This window comes from Streptomyces sp. NRRL WC-3605, from assembly GCF_001509795.1.
GTDB lineage: Bacteria > Actinomycetota > Actinomycetes > Streptomycetales > Streptomycetaceae > Streptomyces > Streptomyces viridochromogenes.
The window spans coordinates 43,011-62,063 of the sequence record NZ_LLZN01000045.1; the positions used below are offsets into that span (position 1 = coordinate 43,011).

General features: G+C 69.9%; 18 protein-coding genes and 2 pseudogenes. 8 read left to right on the top strand and 12 right to left on the bottom strand.

All coding sequences use genetic code 11. From position 1 onward, the window contains the following. Positions 1–18 precede the first annotated feature (18 nt). Complete coding sequence (locus ADL34_RS10245) at positions 19–921, bottom strand: carbohydrate ABC transporter permease (RefSeq protein WP_062672650.1); 903 nt, start codon at positions 919–921, stop codon at positions 19–21. Continuing rightward, positions 918–2,213: an extracellular solute-binding protein gene (locus tag ADL34_RS10250; RefSeq protein WP_062672648.1), complete on the bottom strand. Its 1,296-nt coding sequence runs from the start codon at positions 2,211–2,213 to the stop codon at positions 918–920. Before ADL34_RS10250 ends, ADL34_RS10245 begins: the two co-directional genes overlap by 4 nt. Before the next feature lie 357 nt (positions 2,214–2,570). On the opposite strand from ADL34_RS10250, the gene ADL34_RS10255 reads away from it, so the two are divergent. The 4 genes from ADL34_RS10255 to ADL34_RS10270 are packed head-to-tail and all read left to right on the top strand — an operon-like array spanning position 2,571 to position 6,830. Then, the gene (locus ADL34_RS10255) at positions 2,571–3,827 is read left to right on the top strand and encodes an ATP-grasp domain-containing protein (protein ID WP_199835550.1); all 1,257 of its coding nucleotides are present in this window, start codon (positions 2,571–2,573) and stop codon (positions 3,825–3,827) included. Beyond that, positions 3,824–4,711, top strand: coding sequence for a hypothetical protein (locus ADL34_RS10260; protein ID WP_062672646.1), 888 nt, complete (start codon positions 3,824–3,826; stop codon positions 4,709–4,711). Before ADL34_RS10255 ends, ADL34_RS10260 begins: the two co-directional genes overlap by 4 nt. Further along, the gene (locus ADL34_RS10265) at positions 4,690–5,784 is read left to right on the top strand and encodes a PLP-dependent cysteine synthase family protein (RefSeq protein ID WP_062672644.1); all 1,095 of its coding nucleotides are present in this window, start codon (positions 4,690–4,692) and stop codon (positions 5,782–5,784) included. Before ADL34_RS10260 ends, ADL34_RS10265 begins: the two co-directional genes overlap by 22 nt. Then, positions 5,781–6,830 carry a dipeptide epimerase gene (locus ADL34_RS10270; protein WP_062672641.1) on the top strand — a complete coding sequence of 350 codons (1,050 nt, stop codon included), beginning with the start codon at positions 5,781–5,783 and terminating at the stop codon, positions 6,828–6,830. The genes ADL34_RS10265 and ADL34_RS10270 overlap by 4 nt, the downstream gene beginning before the upstream one ends. Positions 6,831–7,340: 510 nt before the next feature. Here ADL34_RS10270 and ADL34_RS10280 read toward each other — a convergent pair. Further along, positions 7,341–7,955, bottom strand: a complete 615-nt coding sequence (locus ADL34_RS10280; RefSeq protein ID WP_062672631.1) for a TetR/AcrR family transcriptional regulator — start codon at positions 7,953–7,955, stop codon at positions 7,341–7,343. Between the two features lie 67 nt (positions 7,956–8,022). On the opposite strand from ADL34_RS10280, the gene ADL34_RS10285 reads away from it, so the two are divergent. Then, a complete protein-coding gene (locus tag ADL34_RS10285) occupies positions 8,023–8,577 on the top strand; it encodes an ester cyclase (RefSeq protein WP_062672629.1) in 555 nt (184 codons plus the stop codon). A gap of 220 nt (positions 8,578–8,797) precedes the next feature. Here ADL34_RS10285 and ADL34_RS10290 read toward each other — a convergent pair whose 3' ends face one another. Both ADL34_RS10290 and secY read right to left on the bottom strand, forming a co-directional pair. Then, complete coding sequence (locus tag ADL34_RS10290; protein ID WP_062672627.1) at positions 8,798–9,343, bottom strand: CGNR zinc finger domain-containing protein; 546 nt, start codon at positions 9,341–9,343, stop codon at positions 8,798–8,800. 189 nt (positions 9,344–9,532) lie between these two features. Next, positions 9,533–10,786 (bottom strand): preprotein translocase subunit SecY, encoded by a 1,254-nt coding sequence (secY, locus tag ADL34_RS10295; RefSeq protein WP_370686515.1) that lies wholly within the window; start codon positions 10,784–10,786, stop codon positions 9,533–9,535. Between the two features lie 449 nt (positions 10,787–11,235). Here secY and ADL34_RS36615 point away from each other — a divergent pair. Continuing rightward, positions 11,236–11,373, top strand: a pseudogene (locus ADL34_RS36615) (beta-ketoacyl synthase N-terminal-like domain-containing protein); the annotation flags it as partial. Between the two features lie 16 nt (positions 11,374–11,389). Here ADL34_RS36615 and ADL34_RS36620 read toward each other — a convergent pair. The 7 genes and pseudogenes from ADL34_RS36620 to ADL34_RS10330 all read right to left on the bottom strand — a co-directional run bounded on the left by ADL34_RS36620 (position 11,390) and on the right by ADL34_RS10330 (position 15,966). Continuing rightward, positions 11,390–11,542 carry a hypothetical protein gene (locus tag ADL34_RS36620; protein WP_234374995.1) on the bottom strand — a complete coding sequence of 51 codons (153 nt, stop codon included), beginning with the start codon at positions 11,540–11,542 and terminating at the stop codon, positions 11,390–11,392. Positions 11,543–11,669: 127 nt separating this feature from the next. Then, positions 11,670–12,265: pseudogene (locus ADL34_RS37225) on the bottom strand (aromatic amino acid lyase); the annotation flags it as partial. 187 nt (positions 12,266–12,452) lie between these two features. After that, positions 12,453–12,944, bottom strand: coding sequence for an NUDIX domain-containing protein (locus ADL34_RS10315; RefSeq protein WP_062672617.1), 492 nt, complete (start codon positions 12,942–12,944; stop codon positions 12,453–12,455). Between the two features lie 61 nt (positions 12,945–13,005). Beyond that, positions 13,006–13,182, bottom strand: a complete 177-nt coding sequence (locus tag ADL34_RS36055) for a hypothetical protein (RefSeq protein ID WP_159038908.1) — start codon at positions 13,180–13,182, stop codon at positions 13,006–13,008. Next, complete coding sequence (locus tag ADL34_RS10320) at positions 13,179–13,595, bottom strand: hypothetical protein (RefSeq protein ID WP_159038909.1); 417 nt, start codon at positions 13,593–13,595, stop codon at positions 13,179–13,181. Before ADL34_RS10320 ends, ADL34_RS36055 begins: the two co-directional genes overlap by 4 nt. A 157-nt stretch (positions 13,596–13,752) precedes the next feature. After that, on the bottom strand, positions 13,753–15,087 hold the full coding sequence (gene mycP / locus ADL34_RS10325) for a type VII secretion-associated serine protease mycosin (RefSeq protein WP_107115727.1): 1,335 nt from the start codon (positions 15,085–15,087) through the stop codon (positions 13,753–13,755). 135 nt (positions 15,088–15,222) lie between these two features. Further along, on the bottom strand, positions 15,223–15,966 hold the full coding sequence (locus ADL34_RS10330; protein WP_062672613.1) for a FadR/GntR family transcriptional regulator: 744 nt from the start codon (positions 15,964–15,966) through the stop codon (positions 15,223–15,225). A 106-nt stretch (positions 15,967–16,072) separates the two neighbouring features. Here ADL34_RS10330 and ADL34_RS10335 point away from each other — a divergent pair, with 106 nt between their 5' ends. Both ADL34_RS10335 and ADL34_RS10340 read left to right on the top strand, forming a co-directional pair. Then, positions 16,073–17,809, top strand: coding sequence for an IlvD/Edd family dehydratase (locus ADL34_RS10335; RefSeq protein WP_062672611.1), 1,737 nt, complete (start codon positions 16,073–16,075; stop codon positions 17,807–17,809). A gap of 36 nt (positions 17,810–17,845) precedes the next feature. After that, positions 17,846–19,039 carry a fumarylacetoacetate hydrolase family protein gene (locus ADL34_RS10340; RefSeq protein WP_062672609.1) on the top strand — a complete coding sequence of 398 codons (1,194 nt, stop codon included), beginning with the start codon at positions 17,846–17,848 and terminating at the stop codon, positions 19,037–19,039. Positions 19,040–19,053: the final 14 nt, after the last annotated feature.

Below are 19,053 nucleotides of genomic sequence, written 5' to 3' on the forward strand. Positions count from 1 at the left end.
GGTAGCGCTTGAGCGCGTTCACTGTGCGTCCTCCGATCGGCTCTGGAAGCGCAGTCCGATCGTCGTCAGCGCCAGGATGATGAGGGTGAGGACCGTCGCGATCGCCGAGCCGTAGCCGACGTCCGTCTTCTCGAAGAAGGTCGAGAAGGAGAAGTAGGACGGCACGATCGTCGCGTCGGCGGGTCCGCCCTTGGTGAGGACGTAGACCGCGCCGAAGACCTTCAGGGCGGCGATGGTGCACCACAGCATCACCACGTAGATCTCGGGGCGGATCTGGGGCAGCGTCACGTGCCAGAAACGCTGCCACCAGTTCGTCCCGTCCAGCTCGGCCGCCTCGTGGAGCGAGGGATCGACCCGCTGGAGTCCCGCCATGAAGATCACGACGGGGAAGCCCAGCTGCACCCAGACCATCACGGCCATCACGCTGTAGAGCGCGACGTTCGGATCACCCAGCCAGTCCTGCTGGAGCGAGCCCAGGCCGACCGCCTTCAGCAGCTCGTTGAGGGAGCCGTTCTCGGGGGCCAGGATCCAGCTCCAGACGATGCCCGCGACGGTGATGGGCAGGACCTGGGGCAGGTAGAAGCAGGCGCGCAGCACGCTGGCCAGCTTCGAGCCGAAGTGCTTGCCGATGTAGTCGAACAGCGCCGCGGCCACCACGAGGCCGACGGCGGTGGGGATCACCGCCATGGCCAGGACCATGGCGACGCTGTGCCGGAAGGACTCCCAGAACCGGGAGTCCTTCATCAGCTCCTGGTAGTTCTCCAGCCCGGCCCAGGTGGGCGAGCCGACGCCCTGCCAGTGGGTGAGGCTGAAGTAGATGTTCATCGCGAACGGCACGATGACGACGGCCAGGAAGGCGATGACACCGGGGATCAGGTACAGCGCGTAGGGGTTGCGCAGCCGGAGGGGTCGGGCACTCATGACGTGGGCGCACCCGCGTCATAGGCCTTCTGCAGCTCGTCGAGGACCGCGTCGGGGCTCGCGCTTCCGGTGATCAGCTTCTGGGTGGCCGACACGAGGACGTCGTAGAAGCCGGGCACCGGCCAGTCCGGGTAGAAGGCGAGGCCGTCCTCGGACGAGACCTTGTTGAAGTTCTCGATCAGCTCCTTGGAGCTGGGGTCGGTGATCGCCGACGGCTCGGCCGCGACGGGCACGCCGCCGTTGTTGCCGAGGGTGTTCTGGATCCCCTTCTTCATCGTGATGTCGATGAAGTCGTAGGCCAGCTGCTTGTTCTTGGCGTTCTTGGGGACGACCCACAGGTTGCCGCCGGAGCCGAGGGTGAGCTTGGAGCCCGGGAAGAGGAACGAGCCCCACTTGAACTTGTTCTCGTCACGGAACCGGCCGTACCACCAGCTGCCCGAGAAGAAGATCGGGGACTTGCCGCCGATGAAGGACACGCCGGCGTCCTCGGCCTTCGCGCCGCTGCTCGTCTTGGCGATGTAGCCCTTCTTCACCCAGTCCGCGAGGGTGTTGGCGGCGTACGTCCAGGCTGCGTCGTGGAAGTCGGCCTTGCCCTTGTAGAGCTCGAAGGAGTCGACCCAGGCGCGGTCGGCCTTCGTGAGGGCGAGCTGGTACAGGTACTGGTGGGCCGGGTACTCGGCGCCGCCGTTGGCGAGCGGGGTGATGCCCTTGGCCTTGAAGGCGGCGAGGGCCTGCTCGAACTCGTCGAACGTGGTCGGGACCTTCACGCCGTGCTGCGCGAAGAGGTCCTTGTTGTAGTACACCATCGTGTACTCGCCGAAGTTCGGGACGCCGTACCAGTTGCCGGAGCCCATGACGCCCTTGGCGTCGTAGCGGCTGGTGGTCGTGACGCTCGGGCTGAGCAGCTTGTCCCAGCCGTGCTTGGTGACCTCCGGGGTGAGGTCGGTGAGCAGCCCCTGCTTGGCCAGCAGGCCGGCGGTGGCGTTCCCCTTGTTGTACTCCATGACGTCGGGGGCGTTGCTGGAGTTGAGCACCATCGAGGCGGTCTTCTGGATCTGCTCGAAGCCCTTGGCCTCGAACTCGACCTTGACGCCCGGGTGGGACTTCTTGAACTCGTCTATCGCCTGGTTCCAGGCGACGCCCATGGCGCTGTTGGGGGCTTCGTAGTGCCAGAGCTTCAGCGTCTTGCCGTCGCCCTCCGCACCACCGTCGGAGCTCCCGCACGACGTCATCAGCATGACGCCCGCCAGGGCGGCTGCTGTGAGAGCCAGCGGTCTGCGCACCTTCACCATTGAAGTGACTCCTACCTGGGCCGAACGGATGAGGCGCCCCGTCGAATCGTTTCGACGAGGCGCGTCGAAGCGCTTCGACGGAGGACCGTATGTACGGCGACCTCATACGTCAATAGCGTTTACAAATCCCTCTCGGGTCTTTGCCGTGCCGTTGCGGCTCAGTACAGACGCACAGCGGCCTGCCGCGTGCGGGCGGCAGGCCGCTGCAAGGTCGTCTGCCTCAGTGGGGCCCCTCGGGCCTCATCCGGGACTCATCGAAACCCTCGCTACCTGACAATGAAAATGATTACCGATATCGTGTCGGCGCGGCCCTGATCTCGAGGCCGCGTCCTTCGCGACGACATGACAAGGGGAGCCGTGGCCCATCTGCTGGTGGTCGAGAGCTGGGTCGGATCGATGAGCAGGCTGTTGCCACGGGCGATCCGGGAAGGGGGCCACGAGTTCACCTTCCTCACCCGCGACCTGCACCACTACCTGCGTGCCGCACCCGAGGGCACCGCGCACCCGTTGCTCGGGGCGCGCAACCTGATCACCGCCGACACCAATGACGCGGGAACCCTTTTACCCGAAGTGGAGCGAGTGCACGGCGCGTTGGGATTCGATGGCGTTCTCACGTCGTGCGACTACTACCTGCCGGTGGTGGCGCGTGCGGCCGCCCGGCTCGGGCTGCCCGGACCGGCTCCCGAGGCCGTCGAGGACGCCTGCCGCAAGGACGCCACCCGCCGCGTGCTGGCGGAGGCGGGGGTGCCCGGGCCGCGGTTCGCCGTGCATGAGGAATGGGCCGAACTCGCCCGTTCCGCAGAAGACATCGGCTACCCGCTGGTGGTCAAGCCCGTGGACCTGTGCGCCGGCATGCTGGTGCGGCGGGTGGACGACGAGGAGCAACTCGCCGCAGCCGTCGAGGCGCTGGCCGGCTTCCCGGTCAACGCGCGCGGACAACGGCGGTCGCCCGCCGTGCTGCTCGAAGAGCTGCTGGACGGCCCGGAGGTGAGCGTCGAGTCGGTCTCGCACGCGGGCGCGGTGCACGTCGTCGGTGTGACGGACAAGAGCGTCGGCGGGGAGCCGGCGTTCATCGAGACCGGCCACATGTTCCCCGCCGCCCTGTCCGCCGCGGACATCGAGGCCGTCGAGCGGACCGCGCTCGGGGCGATCGTGGCACTCGGGCTCACGGAAGGCGTGGTGGCGCACACCGAGATCAAGCTGACGTCGGCCGGACCACGTGTGGTCGAGGTCAATCCGCGGCCCGCCGGGAACCGCATCACCGAGTTGGTGCGGCACGTCACCGGCATCGACCTCGCCGCCGCCTTGGTGGACGTCAGCCTGGGCCACTCCCCCGACCTGCGGCGTACGGACACCGGACTGCGCAGCGCCGCCATCGGGTTTCTCGTACCGGAGGTCACGGGCACCCTCGAGGCGTTGGACGGCGGTCGAGTGCGGACTGCGCGGGACGTGCTCGAGGTGGAACTCGCCGAGCCGGGACGGCAGGTGAAGGCGGCGGGCAGCAACAACGAGTACCTGGGGCATGTCATGGCGGGCGACCCCTCGGGCGCCGGCGCCCGCGACCGGGTCGAGTCGCTGCTCGGCGAGGTGCGCTCAGGGATGGTGATCCGATGAGGACCGTCGGCCCTCCCCCGGTCGGTGCGCCGCAGGCCCCTGCCCGCCCGGTCTCCGCCGGCAGTGCGACGACGTTCGAGGAGCTGCTTTCCCTCGCCCGGGCCGGAGAGCTCGGTCCCGATCCGGCCGGGCTGCGGATCTCCGTGGCCTTCACCACCCGGCAGGCCGTACGGCACGAGGGGCGCGGTACCGGGTACCGCAACGAGGTGCTCAGCCTGCGGCTGGCCGAAGCCGTCGGCAGTTGCGCGGTCGAGCCCGGTGCGCTGCCCGACGGCGCCGTGGAGGACTGTGCCGGCGCCGAGGTGGCCCGGCTGCTCGGGCACCCGATGCTGCCAGTGCGGGTCGCCGCGCTCGACGCCTACCTGATGCACGTCTTCCCGCACACCCGGGAGAACGGAGCGAGGCCCCTCGCCCTGCCGGCCGGGACCTCGCTCGAGAAGTCCCGGGTCCGGGCCGACGCGGTCGCCGGGCTGCTGGTCCTGCCGCCCGGATCGATCGTGCTCGTGGTCGGCGTGGTCAACTCCCTCCTGGAGGCACTGCGTTCACGAGGACTGCGCTACATCCCCTGCGACCTCAAGGGGGGCGTCACCGAATGGGGCGAGCCGATCGCCACCGACGCGCTCGCCTCGGCCGGGCGCTGTGACGCCCTGCTCGTGTCCGGGATGACCCTGGGCAACGGGACCTTCGAGGCACTGCGGCTGCACGCGCTGCGGCACGACAAGCAGTTGGTGACGTTCGCCCAGACCGGCAGTGCCGTACTCCCCCACCTGCTGGGGCACGGGGTGAGCGCGGTGTGTGCGGAGCCGTACCCCTTCTTCTGGCTGGACGGCGGCCCGAGCACCCTCCACCGCTACCGCGCCGGATGCCCAGGAGGCACCCCGTGACCACCGCCCTGCGGACCGCCGCCCGCCCCGAACTGCTCACCCTGCTCGGTCGCACCCCGGTCCTCCGCGTCACCGTCGACCTGCCCGGTCCCCACCCCGGTTTCTGGGCCAAGCTCGAAGGGCTCGCGGCGGGCGGTATGAAGGCGCGGGCCGCCGTGTCGATGCTGATGGGAGCCCGGGAGCGCGGTGAACTGCGCCCCGGTGCCCCCGTCGTGGAGTCCACGTCCGGCACCCTCGGCATCGGGCTCGCCTTCGCCGGACAGGCCCTCGGGCATCCCGTCGTCCTGGTCGGTGACAGCGAACTGGAACCGTCCATGCGGCAGTTGCTGCGCTCGTACGGGGTGCGGCTGGAGATCGTGGACCGGCCCGCGGCCCGGGGCGGCTGGCAGGCCGCACGCATCGACCGGTTGCGCGCGCTGCTCGCCGTGCTGCCCGACGCCTACTGGCCCGACCAGTACAACAACCCCGACAACACGGCCGGTTACGCCTCGCTGGCCGCCGAACTCGCCACCCAGCTCGACCACGTGGACGTGCTGGTGTGCAGTGTGGGCACCGGCGGGCACAGTGCCGGATTGATCGGCCCCCTGCGGCGGCACTGGCCGGCACTGCGGCTGATCGGTGTCGACTCCACCGGCTCCACCATCTTCGGCCAGCCTGCCCGGCCCCGCCTGATGCGCGGCCTGGGCAGCAGCATCCATCCGCGCAACGTCGCCTACGACGCCTTCGACGAGGTGCACTGGGTCGGACCGGCCGAGGCCGTGGACAGTTGTCGGCGGCTCGCACGAGGCAGTTTCGTCAGCGGCGGCTGGAGCACCGGTGCCGTAGCCCGCGTCGCCGCCTGGGCGGCCCGGGCCGACCCGGGCGCGGTCGTCGCCACCGTCTTCCCCGACGGACCGCACCGCTATCTCTCCACGGTCTACGACGACGACTTCACCATCGCCCACGGCGTCGATCCCGCAGCCGCGGCCACCTGTCCCGTGGAGATCCCGCATCCGTATGCGGCCGAGGCGACCGGCTGGGCGCGGTGTACCCGCGTCACCGATCCGCTCGCGCCTCGCGCGGAGGAGCGATGAGGACCAGCCTGCACACCGTGCACCTGGAGCTCGCCGAGCCGTTGCGCATCTCCCGCTCCACTATGTCCGCCCGTGACGCCGTCCGGCTGACCGTCGAGCATGAGGGCGCGACCGGCCATGGCGAAGCCGTCAGCAGCGTCTACTACCGGCTCGACGCCATGGGGCTCGCGCGGCACTTCACCGCCGTCGGAGCGGACCTGGACCGCTCTTCCGACCCGGAGACCGCGCTGGAAGCCCTGCGTACGGGTGTGTTGGCCGCCGACGGCACTCCCCCGGCCGTGACCGCCGCCGCCGAGGCTGCCCTTCTGGATCTGGTCGGCAAGCGCGCGGGCAGACCTGTCCACCGGCTTCTGGGCACCGATGACGCCCCGGTCGCGGCCACCGCCCGCACCATCGGCATCACGTCCGCTTCGCGTGCGGCGGCGCAGGCCCGCGCCCTGGCGGCGAACGGGTTCCACGTGCTCAAGGTGAAGGCGGGGGCGACCGATCCGGAGGAGGATGTCGAGCGCGTGCGGGCGGTCCGGGACTCCGCGCCCGGTGTGCGGCTGCTCCTCGACCCCAACGGGGCCTGGTCCGCCAGGCGGGCGGCGGCCTTGCTGCCCCGTTTCGCAGCGCTCGGCGTCGAGGCCGTCGAGCAGCCGCTCGCCCCCGGCGACCCGGAAGGGCTGGCCACGCTGGCCGAGCGGTCACCGCTGCCCGTCATCGCCGACGAGGACGCCGTCGATCTGGAGGACGTGCGCCGCCTGGCCGGGCGCGTCCACGGTGTCAACGTCAAGCTAGCCAAGTGCGGCGGGGTCTACGCGGCGCTGCGCATCGCAGAGTTGCTCGACGGCAGCGGTACGCAGCTGATGCTGGGCTGTCTGGCCGCAAGCACGCTGGGGATCGCACCCGCCGTGCACCTCGCCGACCGGGCTCGTTGGACCGACCTGGACGGGCACCTGCTGCTCGCGCACGACCCGTGGACCGGCATCGGCGGTGAGGACGGCTGGGTTCGGGTGAGCGGATCGCCGGGGCTGGGCGTCGCACCGCGGGACGGGTCGTCGTGACGACCTGCCACTGGGGGCGCTGATCGGGCCGCCGCCGGGCAGCACGATGCGGCTGGTCGGCTTCCGCACCTGGACCACTTCGTGCGATCCTCCGGCGGCCCGTCGCGAGGGAGGATGCCCCTGCGGCTCACGTATGAAGGCTGGGGAGCTCCCCCGGGCGGACCTTGACCACCTTCACGTGCGTACAGCCTGAGGCCTTGAGTGCCCGTCGGCGTTGGATGGCGGCAGCCCTCTCGAACACTTTCGCTGAGGCCTGCGGCGCGCCGTCGGGGTCGGTCCAGATCAGACCGTAACTCTGCACCGCGCTCGTCATGCTCCCGTTTCCTCTCCGCCCGGCCTCCGGGCAACCGACGCCGTACAAACCACGACTGTCCCACCGAATCGGCAGCCTGGCACGAAAACGGCGGGGACGTCGAGACCGCACCCGCCGGTTCCCGGGTCAGAGGGTGATGGTGCCGCGAACACAGACGACGGTGGCTCCGCTCAGATGCGAAGCCGGTTTCGGGAGCGTCAGAGGAGGAGAGTGCATACGGCGGTTCGGTGGAGGAATTCCTCGGCCCGGTCCCACGTCCAGCCGGTCTCCACCACCAGTGCGTGCCAGCCAACGGGCCCGAACCAGTACCAGAGGAGGTCGGCCGTCTCGCGCTCCGGGCAGGAGGGCGCCGGTTTCAGCGTGTGGAGGTGACGTGCGACGGCGCGCAGGGCGTCACGGTACGCGGCGGTGGCGCGATCCCACAGGGCTTCGCCGTCCTCGTGGACGGGGAGTGCTTTGCGGATGGCCTCGTGTACGGGGTACTGGCTCTCGTTGCCTGCCCGCGTCCCCCGCGCCAGCGCCGCGAGGACCGCTTCCGGCGTGCGCAGCGCGAGTATCTCCTCCATGGCCTCGCGGTAGCCCGACGCCGTCACTCCCTGGTCGACGATGAGGTACAGGATGTCGCTCTTGCTCCCGACGCTGGCGAACACCGTCTTCGGGGCGACCCCGGCGGCCGACGCGATGTCGGCGACCGCGACCCGCCCGTAGCCGCGCTCGGCGAACAGCGCCGTCGCCCGGCTGAGGATCAGTTCACGGGTGCGGGCCGCGGCCTCCGCGCGCAGCGGGGACACGTAGGGGCGTTTGGGCGACATGTTCCGATGCTAGCACCATGAATTCATTAGGTATGCTGTTACTTCAACTTGAGCGAAGGGCTTGATCATGGGAATGGACGCTTCGGAGCTGGGCCGCGGCCTCTTCCGCATCCTCGAGACAGGCGACCGGGCCTTGGCCGCGGACGTGGTGCACGCGGAGTTCCGCAACCGCGAGGCCGCGGTGTCACCCGAGGCCTGCTCCATCCCCGGACCCGCCGGGGTGCTGGCCTCGGGGGCGTGGATGCGTTCCGCCTTCAGTGATCTGCGCTTCGCCATCGAGGACATCGCCCACCAGGACGATCAGGTCTGGGTGCGGCTGCGCATGCAGGGCCGCCACACCGGCCCGTTCGTCAAGTTCCGGGACGGCGGCCTCGATCAGGCCGTGCCGCCCACCGGACGTGCGATCGACTTCGAGCAGATCCACGTGCTCGGCCTGCGCGACGGCCAGGTGGTCTCGCACGAGGCGGTCCGCGACGACGTCACGATGCTCGGGCAGCTCGGCGTGTTCCCGCCGGAGCCGGCAGGCATGCTGCGCATGGTCGGGTGGCGGCTGACCGGGCGCGCCAAGCGTGCCGCGCAGGCCGTCACGACACAGGCCGCCGAGGCTGCCGCCAGGGCATAGCCACGCGAGGCACGCGCGCAGGACGGCCGAGAGGAGCGCACCAGGCGCGGGGCGAAGCTGCTCGCCTGCGCGCCGGCCGGACAGCCCCCGTAGCCGGCGGTCGCGAGGTGTGCTCCGGCTCCCGCCGGCAGTCGGCCCTGGGCGTGGATCGGCGGGAGAATCGGGATGAGGGCGGCCGGCGCCGACGTTCCTGACGGTCGGCTGGCCGGCAGAGAAGCCGTCAGGCGTTCTGGCTGCGCCGCCGGGCCCGGTAAGCGGCGGCCTTGACCCGGTTGCCGCAGGTCTCCATGGCGCACCATTCCCGTCGGCGGCCGCGCGAGCGGTCGAGGTACGTCTGGGTGCACTCGGGGCGGGAGCACTCACGCAGAAGGTCGGCCTCCGCCCCTCCGACGATCTCCACCGCCTCACGGGCGAGGGTCGCGAGCCCCTGCGAGACCGAACCGGTCCTGGTCGTGCCCTCGTCGCTGAGCTGCACCTGCACGGGCAACCCGGTCGCCTGCCGGTTCACCTCGGCTAGCGCGTCGGCGGGCAGCGGCTCCTTGGCGAGGGCGGCTGCCGTCACCGAGTACAGGGCCTCCCGCAGGCTGACGGCCGTGGCGAGTTCGGCGTGATCGGCTCCGGGAGCCACGTCCATCAATCCCGACTCGACGAACCAGTCGTCGAGCGCTTGCGGGGAGGCCAGCATCTCCGTCGGTTCCGCGTTGCGGCGCGCGCGCAGCGTGCCGACGAAGTCGAGGAAGGGCGTCCCACAAGGAAAGGCATGCACGTCACTACTCTAACCGGTGAGTTTTGATCGCGCAAATGTCCTGCCTCACCTCGGCCCCGGCCAGACCCGCTTCGAAGGCGTGTCCGAAGACCCGTCCGCCGACGCGGAACTCCAGCCTCACGACGTTGATCGCCGCCGCCATCGGCTCGGCGCTCGTGATGATCGGTGCCGTTCAGTTGCACCGCCCTCTCAGTGCAGGAAGCCTTCGTAGCGGTGCTGCTCGACCTGGCTGCTGATCTGCTTCACGGTCTCCAGCCCGACGCTCACGATGATCAGGATGCTGGTGCCCGTGAGCTGGTTGGAGCTGCCGAAGTTGCCCAGGGCCACGGTGGGAACCAGCGCGATCAGTCCCAGGTAGATCGATCCGGGCCACGTGAGCCGGTTGAGGACGTACCCGAGGTACTGCGCGGTGGCCTTGCCCGCCCGAATGCCCGGCACGAATCCTCCGGCCTGCTTGATGTTGCCCGCGATCTCCTCCGGATTGAACGTGATCGCGACGTAGAAGAAGGCGAAGAAGACGACCAGGAGGAAATAGGCCACCACATAGTAGGGGTGATTCCCCTTGGTGAAATTGTTCGTGACCCACGTCGACCAGCCCGAGCCCGAACCGGCGAACTGTGCGACGAGAGCGGGAATGTAGAGAAGCGACGAGGCGAAGATCACCGGGACCACACCGGCCTGATTGACCTTCAGGGGAATGTAGGTGGCGGTACCCCCGTACGACTTACGGCCGATCATGCGTTTGGCGTACTGAACGGGGATGCGGCGCTGCGCCTGCTCGACGAACACGACCAAGCCCACCATGGCGAACCCGACCAGCAGGACGATGCCGAAGGCCAGCCATCCGTCAGCGATGGTGCTTTCCTGTTTCACCGCCCAGATGGCTCCTGGAAGCGTGGACGCGATGGAGATGAAGATGAGCAAGGACATTCCGTTGCCGACGCCGCGCTCGGTGATCATCTCCCCGAACCACATGACGCATGCCGTACCCGACGTGATCGTGATGACCATGACCACGGTGACGAAGACCGACTGGTCCGGCACGATGCTCGAGGCCTCCGGGCAGCTCGGGAACAGGGCGCCGTTGCGTGCGGTCGCGATGAGCCCGGTCCCCTGCAGAACGGCGAGGCCCAGCGTGAGATAGCGGCTGTACTGTGTGATCTTCGCTTGTCCGGACGACCCCTCCTTCTTCAGCGCCTCCAACCTCGGGATCACCACGGTGAGCAACTGGAGAATGATGCTGGCCGTGATGTACGGCAGGATGCCCAGCGCGAAAACCGTGATCTGCAGAAGCGCCCCGCCGCTGAACAGGTTGACCAGACCGAGGATGCCTTCGCCTTTCGACACGGAATCCACGCATCGCTGGACGGCCCGGTAATCCACACCGGGAATCGGCACATGGGAGCCGAGCCGATACAGCACGATGATGCTGAGAGTGAACATCAATTTCTTGCGCAGGTCGGGGGTCTTGAACACATGGCTCAGCGCGTTCAGCACGGTGCTTCCTCTACTGCGGTGCGAGGCAGGGCATAGGCCCGAACCGTACGGACCGCCGACCAGCCAGTACGACTACACGCCGGTCAGGTCCCCCGGAACGAGCAAGGGCCGGGGTCTCGCGGGGCCAGGGGCCGGTCACGGCGGGCCCCAGGGCGACCAACGCGTCCACGCCGGTCTTGGCCACCAGGCGGGCGGGCCTCTTCGGCCGTGGTGACGCTCTGCAGGACCCTGGCCCCGAGTCGCCGCAGGGCCCGGACGAGCGTCGCGACGGCTTGATGCAGCCGGCAGCGGCCGGCGTGGTGGAACGGCGGTCCACCGGGCCCGCGGCGTGCCGAGTCCGGTCGGAACGGCGTCGCTGAACCGTTTGATCGAACCCTTCGAACCCTGCACCCTCTTTGCTGGAGACGTCGTGGGAGGCGCTGGAGCGGGCCGGCATCGACCCGGCCACGCTGCGCGGCAGCGCCACCGGCGTCTTCGCGGGCCTGATGTACCACGACTACCCCCGCAGCTCGGCCGCCCTCGCCGACACCGAGGAACTGGTGCACATCCTCACCTACGCCGGTGAAGGAGCAGGGGATTGCCGCCGGTGAGCCGGTGGTAGCCGTGCGCGAGCCGGGCGGCGTCCGGGACGCCCTCCTTGGGGGCGGTGTGGTCCGGCTCGTAGGTGGTGAGGGAGCCGTCCGCCTCGGGAAGCTTGATCATCTCTGCTCGCTGGTACTTCGGCTCCGACCGGCGGCTGCGTACCGCCGGCACCGACGGCGTCCGCGCGATAGGTGTCGAGCAGCCGGCGGGCCCGGGCGTACACGAGGGTGCCCAGGCCGACCATGCCGGACGTGCCGTTGATCAGGGCCAGGCCTTCCTTGAAGCCGAGCGTCATCGGCTCGAGGCCGGTCTTGGCCAGGGCGTCGCCGCCGGGCAGGATCTCCCCGTCCAACCGGGCCTTCCACTGCCCACTCCCACCAGGGCGATGGCAGCGAGCGGGCCGAGGTCGCCGCTGGTGCCGAGCGAGCCCTTCTCCGGCACGCAGGGAGCGATGCCCGAGTTCTAGAGCCGGATCAGCTTCTCCAGGTTCTCCGGCGAGATGGCCGAGTTGCCCCGGGCCAGCGAGACGATCCGGGACAGCATGATGGAGTGGACCGTGCGGTCGTCCAGGTACTGGCCGACGTTCGTGGCCACCGCGTTGATGAGGTTCTCCTGCAGTTCGCGGGCCATGGACACGGGTACGAGCCAGTCGACGAAGCCCCCCGTGCTGGTGTTCACGCCGTAGATGACGCGGTCGTTCTCGACGAACTTCTCGAGGGTCTCGCGCGAGATGCGGACCCGCCGCCACGCCTCCTCGTCCAGCTCGACCGGCACGGGCCCGGCCGCGGCCGCGTCCAACTCGTCGAGGGTGAAACACTGGTTGGCCTTGATAGTGAGCGTCATCGGAGAACCTCTCCTGGGGTCTGGTGATCACGTCCCCGCATCGACAGGGCAGGCGATCCCCAGTCAAGCCAGCCGGGAGAACGAGGTGCACCGCCACCATCCCCCTACGTGCGCCGGAGGACCCCCTAAGAACTCGGCGCGCTCGCGGCGTCGGGCCTGCCGGGGTCCCATGGGCCGCGGCAGGTCGCTATCGAGTGAGGTACCTGTCGAAGATCTGCCCGCTGTCAGGGGTGAACGACCACTCCCCAAGTGCCCGCCTCAGCTCCGACTCGGTCAGCCACCCGTACCAGGCCACTTCGCCCGGATCAGGTAGGACTGCCTCCTCTTCCTCGAGCACGGCGTCGCACACGCCGAGCCAGTGCGGGCTGAGCCCGGCCCGGTTGAGGAACGTGAACCGAGGACGAACCGACACCTGTACACCCAGCTCCTCGCACAGCTCCCGGGCGGCCGCCTGCGCATAGGACTCGCCGACGCCGGCAGCGCCTCCGACGCCGAGTTCGTAGTGCCCCGGGAAGCGAGACAGGTGCTCGGCGCGCCGATGGACAAGAAAGCGACCTTGCCCATCACGGCACACCACCACGCCGACCCGATGCAGCCAGTCGTTCCGGACCGCTTCCGACCGGCTGACCACCCCGAGCACTCGGTCGTGCGCGTCGACACGTTCGACGAGTTCATCCACGGCTCATACGGTCCCAGATGCCACCGACATCAGCCCCGCGTGCTCCGTCCTCACCCCCGGCTCAGCCCGCAGCACGTACCAGCGCCGTCAGTTCCGCCTCGGTCGTACCGGCGCGGACACGCACGTCGAAGGTGTATCCGTCGTCGCAGAACACCAGGTCGAGGTGGAAAGGGGTCATCCTGCGGAAGGCGGCCGCCAGCCAGATCGCGTCGTCCTCGACCACAGCCAGGAACGTCATGGAGCGTCATCACCGGATGCCCCGTCGGACCAAGCCCTGACGGTGATCCGGGCGTGGTCGTATCCCCCGGGCCCAGGTGAGGAGTTGTACGTGACGGCGAACTCGCGCCGCACCTCGCCGAAGCGGTCCGAGTACGTGACCTCCGATTGGCTGACGCGCGTCGGCTTCGCCGCGATGTCGTACGTACGGAGGAAGTCCTTGACGCTGGAGTCCTGGCCGTTGCCCACCCGGTACCGGAGCACCGCCGTGCCGTCGTCCTCCAACTCGGCGTGTGTCGGCACGTAGTAGCGCCCAGCGGCTGTGTGTTGGTCGTGGTGCATCCCCGCCCTGCGTTCCACGGCCTCCTGCGATGTGTCACCGGCCGGCGTGAACAGCAGGTAGCCGGCCCAGGCGATCGCACCGAGCGTCCCCACCGCGCACAAGGCAAGGAGCCACGTCAGCCACCTGCGGCGGCCCGGGCCGGGGCTCGTGACTCCTGGACGCATCCTCACTCACTTCCTGTGCGTACGCCGCTCTCAGCGTGGTCGTTCGACCCTGCCGAATGACCGCGTCCACTCATGACGCTGTCGTCTATTGGCCCTGTTGCGGGGGCTGTTGCGCGTACGGATTGGGCTGCGGTGGTAGCTGGCCTACAGGTGGGCCGTATCCGGGCTGTGGCGTGGTCCCGTGAGGGTAGGGGCGATATCCCGACGGGGGCTGAGGTGGGTAGGGGGTCATGGGGTGCGGGGGCAGGGCGCCGTGCGTGCCGTTTCCTGTGCTGCTGCGGCGGCTGCGAGTGACCAGCCAGGCGATGACGCCCGCGATCAGCAGGATTCCGGCGCCCGCAGCGACCACGATGAGGTTGCGCGAGGACGTCTGCGCCGCGATGCCTGTCTCCTCGGCCGGGGAATGGGACGGCGGGGCGGGTGGGGTCAGGTGGCCGAGGGGGTTGTCCTCGGGGCCGGCCGGGATGTCCATCGTGAGCGCGGAGTAGGGGCGGACGATGCCGTAGCCGTACTCCTCGTCGGGTGCCTTCAGGTCCTTGTGGTGGGCGAACGTGGCCGACTTGATGAGGCGGTTGATCACCTGGCCGGCACTGAGCTCGGGGAACTTGGAGCGGACCAGTGCCGCGGCGGCCGAGACGAAGGCCGTGGAGTCCGATGTACCGCTGGCCCGCCCGTACAACTCCCCCTCGCCGGCGTCCGCGGCGACGATCTCGGCGCCAGGCGCCACCAGGTCCAGGCCCTTGCCGGTGTTGGAGTCCTCCCAGAGGTTGCCCTTCTTGTCGTGCGCGCCGACGGAGATCACGCCGGGAAGGGCGGCCGGGTCGGACACGGCGATGGATCCCTCGTTGCCGGAGCCTGCGACGAGCACGACGTCGTGTTCCTGTGCGTAGGCGATGGCTTCGCGGCCGTCGAGGCTCGTCTTCCCGCTGTCGTTGGCGAACGACATGTTGACGACCTGCGCGCCCTCGTCCACGGCGTAGCGCAGCGCGGCGGCCCAGGTCACGTCGCGCATGGGGTCCTTCCTGGTGCGGAGGGCCCGCAGCGGCAGGATCTTCGCCTTCGGTGCGAGGCCCATCACGCCGTCCCCGTTGCCGGGGCCGTGACCGTGCCCCGCGATGATGCTTGCCATCGCCGTTCCGTGGCCTGCCAGGTCTTCGTGGGGGTTGTCCGAACCGGTGAAGTCCTTGCCTTCGAGGATCTGGCCGGACAGGTCGGGGTGCGTGATGTCGACGCCTGAGTCGATCACCGCGACCGTGACGCCCCCACCCTGGGATTCGGCCCAGACGTCCTCCACCGCGTAGGCGTCCAGGACCCACTGCTGGTCTCTCACGTAGTCGGCGGAGGCGGTCGGAGCCGAGGCCAGGAGCACTCCTGACGCCAGCGCCAGAACGCCGGTCGTGGACCAGAAGCGCCTGCTCAAGTCTTTGCACTCCGTTTCCCCCGGGCCGGTGACCCCGGCCGTCACGTCGACGGAGCCCACGCTAGAGGATCACGCATCGACGGCGTACTCCGCCCATGCGCGAACAAGACAACGGGAGTCGCAGACTCGCCGGCCTCAGGCGGTGTCGCTCGGCATCCCCGGCGAGCGGGCTATCTCCTGTTCGGCGGCTTCGATCAGGGCCTGTACGGCGGTCGCGGCCGCTGCGGGGTCGTGCGCCTCGACGGCCCGCACGATGGCCCGGTGGCCCGGCAGCGACGCCTCCACCGCACCCGGCGTCTGAGTGCTGATGACGAAGCTGTGCTCCAGCGCGATCTCGACGGCACGGCCCAGGGAGCCGAGGAGGCGGTTCCCGCCGGCGTCCAGGAGGGCTCGGTGGAAGGCGATGTCGGCCTCGACGTAGCCGGAGCGGCCGGGGTGTGCCGCCGCGGTCTCCATCGCGGTCAGGGCGTCGCGAAGGGCGCGTACGTGGCCGGGGTCGGCCCGTTCGGCGGCGAGGCGGGCCGCGGCGGGCTCGACGATGCGGCGCAGTTCGCTCGTGTCCCGCAGCAGGGCCGCCGCGTCCCCGGTCTGTTTCCAGCGCAGGACGTCGGGGTCCAGGTGGTTCCAGTGCTCCGGGGGCAGTACGCGCGTCCCGGTGCGTGGCCGTACGTGCAGCATCCCCTTGGCCACGAGGGACTTGACCGCTTCGCGCAGGGCCCCGCGGCTGACGCCGATCTCGGTGGCGAGGGTGTCCTCGACCGGCAGCGGGGCTCCGGGCTCCCACGCACCGTCCACGATGCGCTGCCCGAGCAGGTCGACCACGCGCTGGTGCGTGGTCGGGAAGTGGCCCATGGTCTGTGTTCGCCCCCTGGACGTCATTCATCCAATCATTTAATGATTGAGGCAGAAGGGTAGGCGCTGGGGCCCGCGGCCGCCAGTGCCGCCCCGCCGAGTGGGACGACGTCTGAGCCACGGGAGTGTGCACATGACCGACCGACAGAGGGCGGACCGCCGCAGCCAGGCGTGGTTCGGCGCACAGGGGCGCAGCGGGATGCTGTACCGGTCCTGGATGCGCAACCAGGGGTTCGGGCATGAGGTGTTCGACGGGCGCCCCGTCATCGGCATCGCGACCAGCGCCTCCGAACTCGCCCCGTGCAACGCGCATTTGACGCGTGTCGCCGAAGCCGTCAAGCGCGGCGTGTGGCAGGCGGGTGGCCTGCCGCTGCAGTTCCCCACCATGGCCACCGGCGAGACGCTGATGCGCCCGACCGCCATGCTGTACCGCAACCTCATGGCCATGGAGGTCGAGGAACTGATCCGGGCCAACCCGCTCGACGGTGTCGTCCTGCTGTCCGGCTGCGACAAGACCACCCCCGCCATGCTCATGGGCGCCGCCAGCGTCGATCTGCCCGCCGTCATGGTCACCGGCGGACCGATGCTCAACGGCAAGTTCCGGGGGCAGGACGTGGGTTCCGGCACCCACGTGTGGAAGTTCGAGGAGGATCTGAAGACCGGCAGGATGAGCGAGGAGGAGTGCTTCTTCGCCGAAGGGTGCATGGCGCGCTCCAACGGACACTGCATGACGATGGGCACCGCCTCGACCATGGCCTGTATGGCGGAGGCCCTCGGTATGCAGCTGCCGGGCTCGGCGGCCTGGCCCGCCGTCGACTCGCGGCGGGTGGAGACCGCCCAGGCGGCGGGGCAGCGGATCGTGGCCATGGTGGAGGAGGAGCTGCGGCCCTCGCGGATTCTGACTCGGGAAGCGTTCGAGAACGCCGTCCGGGTCAACGCGGCCATCGGTGGTTCCACGAACGCCGTCATCCATCTGACGGCCATCGCCGGACGCGTCGGCGTCGAGCTGGGCCTGCGGGACTTCGACGAGCTGGTCCGCGCGGTGCCGACGCTGGTGAATCTGATGCCGAGCGGCAAGTACCTGATGGAGGACTTCTGTTACGCGGGTGGGCTGCCCGCCGTCATGGCCGAGCTGCTCGACGGCGGTCTGCTGCACGGCGGTCCGGTCACCGTCACGGGACGTACCGTCGCCGAGAACACCGAGAGCGCCGAACGCTACGACACCGATGTCATCACCCCGCTCGACGCCCCCTTCCAGCCCGCCGGTACCGGCATCGCCGTCCTGAGCGGCAACCTCTGCCCCGACGGCGCCGTCATCAAGCAGTCCGCCGCCTCACCGCAGCTGCTCACCCACCGCGGTCCCGCCCGGGTCTTCGACTCCCCCGAGGCGTATCACGAGGTCGCCGACGATCCGGACCTCGACATCGACGAGAACACCGTGATCGTCATCCGGAACGCCGGCCCCAAGGGTTACCCCGGCATGCCGGAGGTCTCCAACGTGCCGCTGCCGGCGAAGCTGTTGAAGGCCGGAGTCACGGACATGGTGCGCATCTGCGACGGCCGGATGAGCGGCACCGGGTACGGGACCGTGGTGCTGCACGTGGCGCCCGAGGCCGCCGTCGGCGGGCCCCTCGCCCTCGTCCGCGACGGGGACCCAATCGTCCTCGACGTCCCTGGGCGCACCCTGCGTCTGGACGTCGACGACGCCGAACTCGCCCGGCGCCGGCAGGAGTGGACCCCGCCCGCCGAGCAGTACAGCAGCGGCTACACGTGGCTCTACACCCAGCACGTCGAACAGGCGGACCGGGGAGCCGACTTCACCTTCCTGCGCGGCAGCCGCGGACACGTGGTCCCCCGCGACTCCCACTGAACCCCTCACCCGTCCCCAGGCAGGAGTGCGCACCTCGTGGAATCGGCAGCAGCACGCCCCCGTCCGGTTCTCGACCTCGACCCCGGCTCCGTCCTGCCGGACGACTCCGACCGGGCCGCCCTCGTCGCCCGCGTCCACGATCCGGAGGCGGGCGGCCCGTGCGTGGCCGCGGTGCGCGGCGAGCAGGTCGTCGACCTCACGGCCCTCTCCCCCACCGTCTCCGACCTGCTGGAACGCGACGACGCGGCAACCCTCGTCCGCGAGGCCGACGGCGGACGCGTCTGGCGCCTGGACGAACTGCTCCAGGCTCCGCCCGGCCGCCCCGACGTGCCGCATCTGCTGGCGCCCATCGACCTCCAGGTGATCAAGGCGGCAGGCGTCACCTTCGCCGGCAGCCTGCTGGAACGCGTCATCGAGGAGCGCACCGGCGGCGATCCGGCCCAGGCCGCGAAGGTCCGGGCCCGGGTGGTGCGAGCCGTGGGCGGCCGGCTCGGCGGCATCCGGCCCGGTTCACCGGAGGCGGTCAGGGCCAAGGAGGCGCTGCTCGCCGAAGGACTGTGGTCGCAGTACCTGGAGGTCGGGATCGGACCCGACCCGGAGGTGTTCACCAAGGCCCCCGTCCTGTCCGCCGTCGGCACCGGCGCCGACATCGGCGTGCTCGCCGCCTCCGTGTGGAACAACCCCGAGCCGGAGGCCGTCCTCGTCGTGGACTCGCGCGGGCGGGTGCGTGGCGCGACGCTCGGCAACGACGTCAATCTGCGGGACATCGAAGGGCGCAGTGCCCTGCTGCTGTCCCGCGCCAAGGACAACAACGCCTCCTGTGCCGTCGGTCCGTTCGTCCGTCTCCTCGACAGCGGCTTCGGACTGGACGACGTACGCGGCCTGGACATCGGTCTGCGGGTCGACGGCCCGGACGGCTACGTCCTGCGGGGCAGCAGCTCCTTGCGTGAGATCAGCCGCGACCTCCTCGACCTGGTGGCCGCCACGCACGGGGCGCACCATCAGTACCCGGACGGTTTCGTGCTGTTCACGGGCACCTTGTTCGCGCCGACCGAGGACCGGCACGCGCCCGGCGCCGGGTTCACCCATGAGTACGGCGACGTCGTCACCATCTCCAGCCCGGGGCTCGGCGCGCTGGTCAACACCGTCGTCGCCAGCGAGGACGCCGCGCCGTGGACGGATGGGATCGGGACGCTGATGCGCGGCCTCGCCCGGCGCGGGCTGCTGTAGGGGCGCGCGAGGCC

Coding starts and splice junctions, on each gene's coding strand:
- ADL34_RS10260 (WP_062672646.1), top strand. CDS start 3,824: ATGAGGACCGTCGGCCCTCCCCCGGTCGGTGCGCCGCAGGCCCCTGCC.
- ADL34_RS10265 (WP_062672644.1), top strand. CDS start 4,690: ATGCCCAGGAGGCACCCCGTGACCACCGCCCTGCGGACCGCCGCCCGC.
- ADL34_RS10330 (WP_062672613.1), bottom strand. CDS start 15,966: ATGACGTCCAGGGGGCGAACACAGACCATGGGCCACTTCCCGACCACG.
- ADL34_RS36055 (WP_159038908.1), bottom strand. CDS start 13,182: ATGACGTTCCTGGCTGTGGTCGAGGACGACGCGATCTGGCTGGCGGCC.
- ADL34_RS10250 (WP_062672648.1), bottom strand. CDS start 2,213: ATGGTGAAGGTGCGCAGACCGCTGGCTCTCACAGCAGCCGCCCTGGCG.
- ADL34_RS10245 (WP_062672650.1), bottom strand. CDS start 921: ATGAGTGCCCGACCCCTCCGGCTGCGCAACCCCTACGCGCTGTACCTG.
- ADL34_RS10285 (WP_062672629.1), top strand. CDS start 8,023: ATGGGAATGGACGCTTCGGAGCTGGGCCGCGGCCTCTTCCGCATCCTC.
- secY (WP_370686515.1), bottom strand. CDS start 10,786: ATGTTCACTCTCAGCATCATCGTGCTGTATCGGCTCGGCTCCCATGTG.
- ADL34_RS10335 (WP_062672611.1), top strand. CDS start 16,073: ATGACCGACCGACAGAGGGCGGACCGCCGCAGCCAGGCGTGGTTCGGC.
- ADL34_RS10280 (WP_062672631.1), bottom strand. CDS start 7,955: ATGTCGCCCAAACGCCCCTACGTGTCCCCGCTGCGCGCGGAGGCCGCG.
- ADL34_RS10270 (WP_062672641.1), top strand. CDS start 5,781: ATGAGGACCAGCCTGCACACCGTGCACCTGGAGCTCGCCGAGCCGTTG.
- ADL34_RS36620 (WP_234374995.1), bottom strand. CDS start 11,542: ATGATCAAGCTTCCCGAGGCGGACGGCTCCCTCACCACCTACGAGCCG.